This is a genomic window from Emticicia sp., from assembly GCF_049241225.1.
In the GTDB taxonomy this organism is placed as follows: domain Bacteria; phylum Bacteroidota; class Bacteroidia; order Cytophagales; family Spirosomataceae; genus Emticicia.
Map to the genome: position 1 here is coordinate 1 of NZ_JBMLRC010000467.1, position 8261 is coordinate 8261.

An 8261-nucleotide genomic window follows, 5' to 3' on the forward strand; every position below is an offset into this window, starting at 1 on the left:
CCAAAAGTCATTGTATCGGTTTTGAGTGTACCGTTGCTTTCGGGAGTATATTTTTTGCTGGCCAAAATGCCAGCAATGGCCACTGGCCCGATGATTGGCAGAAAACGCCCCAAGAGCATCACAATGCCACAAGCGATATTCCAAAAAGGTGTATTATCGCCCAAACCTTCAAAACCACTGCCATTATTGGCACTCGAAGAAGTAAATTCATACAACATTTGACTAAAACCATGGTTGTTTGGGTTACTCAACCAACCTGCATATTCAGTCGGGTTATGGGTATATAAATAACTGGAGATGGCAGTCCCAACCAAAATCAAAAACGGGTGGAGTAGAGCAATTACCATCGCTATTTTCATTTCTTTTGCTTCGATTTTTTTGCCCAAAAATTCGGGAGTTCTACCTACCATTAAGCCACTGATAAACACCGCCAAAATGATAAAAACATAAAAATTAAGCATTCCAACGCCACAACCGCCATAAAAAGCATTTATCATCATGGCCAACATTTGATTCATACCACTCAAAGGCGTGAAGCTATCGTGCATAGCATTGACACTTCCCGTAGAAATGACGGTGGTGGCGATGCTCCAATAAGCCGAAGCTGGTGAGCCAAATCTGATTTCTTTACCTTCCATGCTTCCGAGACTTTGGCTGACTCCCATTCGAGTAATGGCAGGATTTCCGTTCATTTCCGAGATAATCGTTGGCACAACTAAGAGCGTAAATCCGATGGTCATTACTCCAAAAATCATCCAAGAAAGTTTCTTCCGATTAATTACATAGCCCAAAGCAAATATCAATGCGAATGGAATAAGCATCTGAGTAATCATTTCGACGATGTTGGTAAAATAACTCGGATTCTCGAACGGATGTGCCGAATTTACTCCAAAAAAACCACCTCCATTCGTACCCAAGTGCTTGATAGCCGTAAAAGCTGCCACTGGCCCACGGCTCACCTGTACGGTATCGCCTTGTAGGGTGGTCATGGTATCTTTTCCTTCAAAAGTCATTGGCATACCATTGAATACCAGCACCGTGGCAACCACAACCGCAATCGGAAATAAAATGCGAGTGCAACTACGCACAAAATATGAGTAGAAATTACCCAATTTATCGGTTGTGCGTTCTTTCATTGCCACGAATACAACCGCAGCAATGGCAATGCCTGTACCTGCACTCAAAAACTGCCACAACATCAATACGAGTTGACCCAAATACGACATTCCGCTTTCGCCCGAATAGTGCTGCAAATTGGTGTTACAGATAAAGCTAATGGCAGTATTAAAGGCCAAATCGCCACTCATTGAAGGATTATTGTCTGGATTTAGTGGTAGCCAAGCCATATTGGTCAATACTATCATTGATAATAAAAACCATGCAGCATTGATGCTTAGTAAAGCAGCTAAATGCTGTTTCCAGTTCATTTGCTGAGATTCGTTGATGCCGCTTAGCTTGAAGAATAATTTATCAATCGGATTGAAGATTGTATCTAACCAAGTTTTTTCGTAGTTGAAAACCTTGCCGATGTATCTTCCTAAAGGTAAAGCGATGGCCAGTGTTAGCACAAACATTAGCACTACGCCGAGTATTTCTGAGTTCATTTTGTGTTAGAATTTATATAAAATTTTAAATTTTAGTAAAACCGCATAAAACATTGATAGAGCAATCAACCAAATAATGATTATGACTAACGCAGCCTTGATTTTTTGCCATTTCATGGTTTTAGAATTTTTCGGGTTTTAGTAATACATAGCACATGTATAAAAACACGGCGATTGAGACGATGAATAATGCTATCATGGCTTAGATGTTTTCGAAGAATTTAATGGATTTGTAGAAAAGGGCGAAACCCAATAGCCCTAAAACTGTAAGTGTGATTGTTAGAAACATGATTTTAATTATTTGTTTCTATATATAGTTTCAAGAGATGTGCCAGTAGTAGAAAACAATCTATAAGTGTCTTATTATCAGTTTTTTATAAAATTTATCAGATTTTGTAAAATAAAAAACCCTTTCATTTTGAAAGGGTCTGTACTATCGTTTTGAAAGGGTGATATACCTAAAGTTTGTATTCTTCGATTTTGCGATATAAGGTAGTGAGAGCAATATTGAGCAATTCGGCGGTTTTGGTTTTGTTGCCGTTTGTGTAATTAAGTACTTTCTGAATGTGGCTTTTTTCGGCATTAGCCAGCTCAAAGTTTGTCAATATTTTGCCCGAAATAGCACTGGCAGATTGCGAAGCATGCTGAATTTCCAGTGGTAGGTTTTCAGTTTTTAACTCATCATCATTCATCAAAATAATGCTTCGTTCGATTACATTTTTTAGTTCTCTGATATTGCCGTTCCAGTTATGAAGTTTGAGCGTTTCGATGAAAGATTCTTCAATTTTTCGTACTTTTTTATTCATTTTGTGCGAAAAAACCGTAACAAAATGATTGGTTAACAGCTCAATATCAACAATTCTTTCTCGGAGTGCGGGAAGTTTTATCTGAAAAACTGAAATTCTGTAATATAAATCTTCTCGGAAATGCCCCGCTTCAATTTCTTTCAATAAGTCTCGATTAGTAGCTGCAATGATTCTGACATTTACTTTGATTGGTTTACTTTCTCCGACCTTCAATAACTCGCCCGACTCTATGATTCTGAGTAGTTTGGCTTGTAAATCTAAAGCCATTTCGCCGATTTCATCCAGGAAAATGGTGCCGTTGTGGGCTTCTTCAAACAAGCCTTTTTGGTCTTTCACTGCACCCGTAAACGCCCCAGCTTTATGACCAAACATTTCACTTTCGAGCAAATCCTTACTAAACGCCGAGCAGTTGATAGCCACAAAACTCTGGTTAGAGCGTCTGCTGGCTTGATGAATGGCTTGAGCAAAAACTTCTTTCCCAGTTCCAGTTTCGCCTGTGAGCAGCACGGTTGTGTCGGTTTCGGCTACTTTTTTTGCCAAATCAATGGTTTGTAGCATAATTTTCGACTTACCGATAATTTTATCAAAGGAGTGTTTTTCGCCCAATTGTTTTTCCAACTGCTGCACTCTTTTTGATAAACTCACTTTCTCGATAGCCTTATGAAGCAAAGGAATAATTTTATTATTATCGTCCCCCTTCGTGATGTAGTCAAATGCTCCGTTTTTGATGGCTTGCACACCATCGGGGATATTTCCGTAAGCCGTAAGCAAAATAACCTCGACGGTTGGGTACTTATCTTTAATTGTTTTGGTCAAGTCCACTCCTCGGCCATCGGGCAGTTTTACATCACAAATAACCACGTCAATGGCATTCTGTTCCAATCGCTTTAGCCCACTTTTACAGTCGCCCGATTGAAAAACCTCAAAGCCCTCCATTGTCAGGATTTTGGCCAAAAGATTTCTCAATTTTTCTTCATCATCAATTATCAGAATGGTATTGCTCATGGACGTGTTTCTTCAATAAATTCAATTTTGTTATTCTTAGGCCTTCGGGTGGGCTTGCTTGAAGACTTTTTTGAGTTTTTCAATCGAATTATGGGTATAAATTTGCGTAGCGGCAAGGCTCGTATGCCCCAATAAATCTTTGATGGCATTCAAATCTGCTCCACGATTGAGCAAATGCGTAGCAAAGGTATGCCGCAGAACGTGCGGACTGCGTTGTTCGAGTGATGTAACCAACGACAAATATTTTTTCACCAAACGCTGAATAAACATCGGGTAGGCTTGCGTGCCACTATCAGTCACAATCAAGTAAGTATTAGTGGTGTCATCAATAATATCTGTGCGTAAAGTAAGGTATTTTTTGATTGCTTCAACCAAAGATTTATTAACCGGAATGATTCGCTGTTTATTGCGTTTTCCGAGCACTATCAATGTATTATTATATAAATTTAGGTCGGTAATTTTCAAACCTATCAATTCGGCCAAACGCATACCTGTTCCGTAGAGCAATTCAAGCACGAGTTTATCTCGCAAACCAGAAAAATCATCCGAAAACTCAATATCATCGAGCAGATTTTCCATGGGTTTTTCTTCGACGTATTTGGGGAGCGTTTTATCGGTTTTCAATGCTTTGATTTTGAGCATTGGGTCGGTGGTGATTGCCTTGTGGCGAAGCAAAAAATTGTAGAAAGTGCGGAGTGTAGCAATTTTTCGATTGATGCTACGGTTTTCGATTTTTTCGTCGACCAAAGCCACAATCCAAGAGCGAATCATCTGAAAATCGGCTTTCTCTGGTTCTTTAAATTCGTACTGGTATAATAGAAATGCAGAAAATTGCTTCAAATCTCCTTCATAAGCCGTAACGGTATGATGGCTGAGGCGTTTTTCGTATTTGATATGTTGTAAAAAATAAGAAACCATATTAATAGAGATTGGTTACTGGTGATTAGCTATTGGTAAATAACTAATTTGAACAGTTAAAAATTATAATCAGTTTGAAAATATAAGCAATTTGCGAATAAAGATAACCAACCAATAACCAATAACTATTTTCCAATGACAATATCTACTAATATGGTTTAAATATATTAGATTGCAATACTTGTTTGAAACAAATTGAATTGCTCAATAATATTACATTTCTTCGTTGCTTCTCAATTTACCCACATAAGTAGCGTGAATAATTTCGTTACGACGAGCTACTGATGGTTTTTCAAACGCCTGACGCTTGCGTAGTTGACGCAATACACCCGTTTTCTCAAATTTCTTCTTGAAACGTTTCAAAGCTTTATCAATAGATTCGTTTTCCTTTACGTTGATTACTAACATATAAATACACCTCCTTTTGTTTGGGAGTGCAAAAGTAGAGATTAATTTTCTGATTTTCAAGTTTTTAAGACTAAAACCTGTAAGGTTTTTTCAAAACTGACGGGTTTAACACTACATTTGTGAAAATTTAAAATAAAACTTCCCTTTAGGGACTGAGCTTTATGCGAACAGCCATTATTGATTTAGGCACAAATACATTTCATTTGCTGATTGTTGAAGGCACAGCAACACTTTATAAATCTTCGATTCCTGCCAAAATTGGGATGGGCGGTATTAGCCAAGGTGTGATTTCGGAAGAAGGTATCCAACGAGCTTTGGGGGTATTGAAAGGTTTCCGAGAAGTAATTGATAATCAATCGGTTGCACTGGAGAATGTTTTTGCTACTGGCACGAGTGCCATTCGGAATGCTGGAAATAAAGAAGAATTTATAGAAAGAGTTTTGGATGAAACGGGCATAAAAATTAAAGTTATTTCGGGCGATGAAGAGGCTGAATTGATTTGTCTGGGTGTAAAACAAGCCATGAGTATTCCCGAAACTTCGATGATAATGGATATTGGTGGAGGAAGTGTGGAGTTTATTATTTGTAACGATGAAAAGATATTTTGGAAACAAAGTTTCGAGATTGGTGGGCAGCGTTTGATGGATAAATTCATGAAATCTGACCCGATTTCGATGCGTTCAGTACAAATGATGGATGATTTTTTCCGTGAAAAACTATTGCCTTTGGCCAATGCTTGTCATCAATACGCTCCGAAGGTTTTGATTGGTTCGTCAGGGTCGTTTGATACGCTGATTGATATGCAATATATGAAAGAAAAAGGGCAACTTCCTGCCAGCGATGAAGTTGCGTTTGAATATTCACTCCCAGAGTTTTATTGGGCTTATGACGAATTGATTTTTAAGAATCACGCCGAAAGAATGCAAATTCCAGGTATGATTGAGCTACGAGTAGATATGATTGTGGTAGCCATGTGCTTGATTCGTTTTATTATTCAAACGCTTGAAATTCAACGCATTAGGGTTTCGAGTTATGCTTTGAAAGAAGGAATTATGGCCAAAGTTTTGGGGTAAAACTACTATTTCATTTTGATGGTTAGGTTTGCTAAGTAGGTGCTGGCATACTTTTTTAGAAAAAATTTGTAACGAATTGGTCAAATCTAAAATGAAAAATAAAAATGGCAGAGAAAAAATTAACAGGACAAACCGCTTTGGTTACTGGAGCAAGCTCTGGAATCGGTGAAGGTGTAGCAGTAGCTTTGGGCGAAGCTGGAGCAAATGTGGTTGTGAATTACGGTTCCAATCAAGCATCAGCCAATGCAGTTGTCGAAAAGATAAAATCATTTGGTAGTAATGCCATTGCTATTCAGGCTGATGTTAGCAAAGAAGAGCAAGTTCAAGTAATGTTTCAACAAACCATTGAAACATTCGGTACTGTGGATATTCTTGTCAATAATGCAGGCTTACAGCAAGATGCAAAGTTCGATGAAATGACCTTAGCTCAATGGCAAAAAGTAATTGATATTAATCTGACAGGTCAGTTTTTGTGTGCCAGAGAAGCAATAAGAGAATTTTTGCGTAGAGGGCCTGTGCCTGAGCGTTCGCTTGCAACCGGAAAAATCATCTGTATGAGTTCGGTTCATGAGTTAATTCCTTGGGCTGGTCATGTCAATTATGCAGCCTCAAAGGGAGCAATAAAAATGCTGATGCAAAGCCTCGCTCAAGAATACGGCAACCGCAAAATCAGAGTGAATAGTATTTGTCCGGGTGCTATTCAAACCCCAATCAACCGAGCGGCTTGGGAAACACCCGAAGCTTTAAATAGCCTAATGTCGCTTATTCCTTACAATCGAATTGGTCAACCGAGCGATATTGGCAAATTAGCCGTTTTCTTAGCCTCTGACGATTCTGATTATATAACAGGAAGCAGTATGTTTATTGATGGAGGAATGACCGTTTTTGAAGGATTTGCTACCGGAGGTTGATTTGTATATCAAAAAAAATAGTCCCCAATGATATTTCAAAGGGGACTATTTTTTGTCAAGTTATTTATTTAGACCTTGTTTTAGTTTTATTAATCATAAAAGGCACACAGATCGTTGGAGGACAATCACAAAAATCTTCGATATAAATAGGACAACAAACATTTGCTGGGCAACTTCCTGAATCTACTGTGACCGTATATTCTCCGATACTGTTGGTAGTATAGAAAGAATCGTTAGCTCCAACGATAATTTGCCCATTTTTATACCATTGATATGCACTATATCCTACTGGGGCTGATAAGATAACTCTCTCATTTCTAGCGGTACATAAAGGCATTGGAACACTCACACAGGCTCGAGCAAAATCATCTTCAGTTTCAATTTTATTTCCAGCTTGAGAGTCAAAATCCAACACATCCATAAAGTTAATCCAAGCATCATTGCAAACTAAACCATAAGATCCTTGGTTGATTTTGGCCACAATGGTTAATACAGCTGAATCTCCTTTTGCTAAGTTAATTCCTGTCCACATCCCACTAACATTGCTGTAAGAACCGATACTTGGTGTAGCACTTATAAACGTAAAATTTGTAGACAAACTGTCCTTGACGGCAGCATTTACAATGATATCCGCATTATCTTCACGTTTAACTACGATATTGAATGTAATTGAGTCACCAATTTTTCTTTTACAATCACCCAATACAGTTTTCTTCAATGCCAAATCTACTCTAGTAGAAGAAGGAATTAAACCTGCATCAATTTTAGGATTATTGCGTAGTGTATCACTTGGTAATTTAGATATATCAATAACAATCAATTGAGAAAGACCAGTGGTTCCAACATCGCTATCTTTCGTATCATCCCCAGTATTAGGTAGTGTAAAAGAAGTGTATCCAGGTGGTAGCACTATTTGTACTCGATAAGTCCCTACCAAAAGACTATCGAATTTATATGCTCCATTAGCCGTTGTCAAAACTGAATCTAATTTAGCACCAGTATTACCATCCAATAAATAGACTTTGACATTGGCAATTGGCAAATCGCCTGTATTTTGAATACCATCACCATTATTATCCGCAAATACATAATCACCGATAGAACCGATAGAAACAAACCCAGCATCTATTTGGGTATTGTTTCGTAATGTATCTGAAGGTAATTTGGTGGTATCAATATTGATTAATTGAGAAAGACCTTCTTTGTTAGCATCGCTATCAGTTAAATCAGCACCAGTGTTTTGTTTGGCAGCAATCGTACTTATTGGAGCAACAAACTTCACTTGATATGAACCATTCAATAAGCTATCGAAAAGATATTTGCCAGCGGCATCGGTGAAAGTCGAATCTAATTTAGCACCAGTCAATCCATCCAAAAGGTAGATTTTTACACCTTGAATTGGCGTTTCTGCAGAATCTTGTTGACCATTATTGTTTGTATCATTCCAAACATAATCACCGATAGACCCACACTGAGCTAAGGTTACAACCGTTGTCGCGGTTGCAGTACAGCCGTTGGCACTTGTTACTGTTACTG

Annotated in this window: 8 protein-coding genes; 2 read left to right on the forward strand and 6 right to left on the reverse strand. The window is 38.2% G+C overall.

What is annotated here, in order from left to right; genetic code table 11:
• The 5 genes from kdpA to rpsU all read right to left on the reverse strand — a co-directional run.
• Positions 1-1604, reverse strand: a 1604-nt coding sequence (gene kdpA, locus ACOVO2_RS24075; protein WP_421772423.1) for a potassium-transporting ATPase subunit KdpA, incomplete at its 3' end; no start/stop codon positions are given.
• Positions 1605-1725: 121 nt separating this feature from the next.
• Complete coding sequence (locus ACOVO2_RS24080) at positions 1726-1803, reverse strand: potassium-transporting ATPase subunit F (RefSeq protein ID WP_188764762.1); 78 nt, start codon at positions 1801-1803, stop codon at positions 1726-1728.
• 259 nt (positions 1804-2062) lie between these two features.
• Positions 2063-3415, reverse strand: a complete 1353-nt coding sequence (locus tag ACOVO2_RS24085) for a sigma-54-dependent transcriptional regulator (RefSeq protein WP_421772424.1) — start codon at positions 3413-3415, stop codon at positions 2063-2065.
• Positions 3416-3451: 36 nt separating this feature from the next.
• Complete coding sequence (locus ACOVO2_RS24090; protein WP_421772425.1) at positions 3452-4333, reverse strand: tyrosine-type recombinase/integrase; 882 nt, start codon at positions 4331-4333, stop codon at positions 3452-3454.
• Between the two features lie 213 nt (positions 4334-4546).
• On the reverse strand, positions 4547-4741 hold the full coding sequence (rpsU, locus tag ACOVO2_RS24095; RefSeq protein ID WP_188763768.1) for a 30S ribosomal protein S21: 195 nt from the start codon (positions 4739-4741) through the stop codon (positions 4547-4549).
• A 161-nt stretch (positions 4742-4902) separates the two neighbouring features.
• On the opposite strand from rpsU, the gene ACOVO2_RS24100 reads away from it, so the two are divergent.
• Positions 4903-5814, forward strand: coding sequence for a phosphatase (locus tag ACOVO2_RS24100; RefSeq protein WP_421772426.1), 912 nt, complete (start codon positions 4903-4905; stop codon positions 5812-5814).
• A 104-nt stretch (positions 5815-5918) separates the two neighbouring features.
• The gene (locus tag ACOVO2_RS24105; protein ID WP_421772427.1) at positions 5919-6725 is read left to right on the forward strand and encodes an SDR family oxidoreductase; all 807 of its coding nucleotides are present in this window, start codon (positions 5919-5921) and stop codon (positions 6723-6725) included.
• Positions 6726-6789: 64 nt separating this feature from the next.
• On the opposite strand, the gene ACOVO2_RS24110 is transcribed toward ACOVO2_RS24105, so the two are convergent.
• Positions 6790-8261: SdrD B-like domain-containing protein (locus ACOVO2_RS24110; protein WP_421772428.1), on the reverse strand; the 1472-nt coding region annotated here is incomplete at its 5' end.

Coding starts and splice junctions, on each gene's coding strand:
- ACOVO2_RS24080 (WP_188764762.1), bottom strand. CDS start 1,803: ATGATAGCATTATTCATCGTCTCAATCGCCGTGTTTTTATACATGTGC.
- ACOVO2_RS24085 (WP_421772424.1), bottom strand. CDS start 3,415: ATGAGCAATACCATTCTGATAATTGATGATGAAGAAAAATTGAGAAAT.
- ACOVO2_RS24090 (WP_421772425.1), bottom strand. CDS start 4,333: ATGGTTTCTTATTTTTTACAACATATCAAATACGAAAAACGCCTCAGC.
- rpsU (WP_188763768.1), bottom strand. CDS start 4,741: ATGTTAGTAATCAACGTAAAGGAAAACGAATCTATTGATAAAGCTTTG.
- ACOVO2_RS24100 (WP_421772426.1), top strand. CDS start 4,903: ATGCGAACAGCCATTATTGATTTAGGCACAAATACATTTCATTTGCTG.
- ACOVO2_RS24105 (WP_421772427.1), top strand. CDS start 5,919: ATGGCAGAGAAAAAATTAACAGGACAAACCGCTTTGGTTACTGGAGCA.